Here is a 1,284-nt window from a genome sequence, read left to right as displayed (position 1 = left end):
TGCAAGCACGGTTCGGGGAGAGGACTGCACAAACCTACCCTAGAAATAAGGAAAGGCGGTGCTTTCCTACTCTACTACGCAGGAAACAACAGAATGTATCATGCAGGAAACCCTATCGGATATGCAGATTTGACAAGCCCGTACTGGCAGCAGCATTTGATTGGCGCAGGACGGGTAAAGACGAAATAGAAAGGAATGGTGCTATGATATTCAAGAAAAAAGAATCGAAACCTAAGAAAGAGAAGAAACTGCCTGTGATGAAAGTAGGCACGCATAAAAAATCCGTGATTGCTTTGTGGCTGGTGCTGCTTGCAAGCGTCAGCTTTGGCGTATATAAAAATTTTACTGCCATTGATATGCACACAGTACATGAAAAGGAAGTCATTGAACAGCGCATTGTCGATACCAACAGAATCGAAAATTTTGTCAAAGGCTTTGCGAAGTCCTACTATTCATGGAGCAACACGCAGGAATCCATTGACAAAAGAACCGCTGCCATCAGCAGCTATCTGACACAGAGCTTGCAGGACTTGAATGTAGATACGGTTCGGCAGGATATACCCACAAGCTCTGCGGTGACTGATGTAACGGTATGGGAAGTAGAACAGGCTGGAACAGACGACTTTACCGTTGTCTACTCCGTAGATCAGACGGTAACGGAGGGTGAACAGTCTGCCAGATACACTTCCGCTTACATGGTAGTGGTTCATGTAGATGGTGACGGGAACATGGTTATCACACAGAACCCGACCATCAGTAGCATACCGTCAAAATCCAGCTATGAACCAACAGCGCAGGAATCCGACGGAACGGTGGACGCTGCCACAGCGGAGGAAGTAACAGAATTTTTAGAAACTTTCTTCAGGCTCTATCCTACCGCAACAGAAAAGGAACTTGCCTATTATGTGTCTGGCGATGCCCTCTCCCCTGTAAACTGTGATTATGTGTTCTCGGAACTGGTAAACCCTATCTTCACCAAAGACGGGGAACAGGTCAAGGTATCGGTGTCAGTGAAGTATCTCGACCAGAGAACAAAGGCAACACAGATTTCACAGTTTGACTTGACGCTGGAAAAGGATAGTAATTGGAAGATTGTAGGATAAATAAAAAAGGCTTGCACGTTACTTTTCTAGTGGCATACAAGCCTTTTAAATAATCTATTAAATAGTTGGAAATTCATTTCTTATCATGTTATTTTAGGTGTAAGTAGTGTCTGCTGAGCAAACTGAAAACACTTGATTTTACTGACTTTTGCCCCATTTTCTGGTATAATGATTGCAAGGA

The 1,284-nt window shown here is 44.0% G+C and carries 1 protein-coding gene and 1 pseudogene; both read left to right on the top strand.

The window, feature by feature from the left end; translation table 11 throughout:
• Nucleotides 1–189: pseudogene (locus ACESSZ_RS16435) on the top strand (hypothetical protein); the annotation flags it as partial.
• A 14-nt stretch (nt 190–203) separates the two neighbouring features.
• On the top strand, nt 204–1,103 hold the full coding sequence (locus tag ACESSZ_RS16430; RefSeq protein ID WP_151165493.1) for a conjugal transfer protein: 900 nt from the start codon (nt 204–206) through the stop codon (nt 1,101–1,103).
• Nucleotides 1,104–1,284 lie beyond the last annotated feature (181 nt).

Source organism: Eubacterium sp. 3_1_31 (genome assembly GCF_964249515.1).
Lineage (GTDB): Bacteria > Bacillota_I > Bacilli_A > Erysipelotrichales > Erysipelotrichaceae > Longicatena > Longicatena caecimuris.
The sequence above is the reverse complement of the archived record's forward strand: the minus strand, read 5'-3'. Positions and strand labels throughout refer to the sequence as shown.

Excerpts from the sequence above, each read along its gene's own strand:
- ACESSZ_RS16430 (WP_151165493.1), top strand. The coding sequence starts at position 204 with ATGATATTCAAGAAAAAAGAATCGAAACCTAAGAAAGAGAAGAAACTG.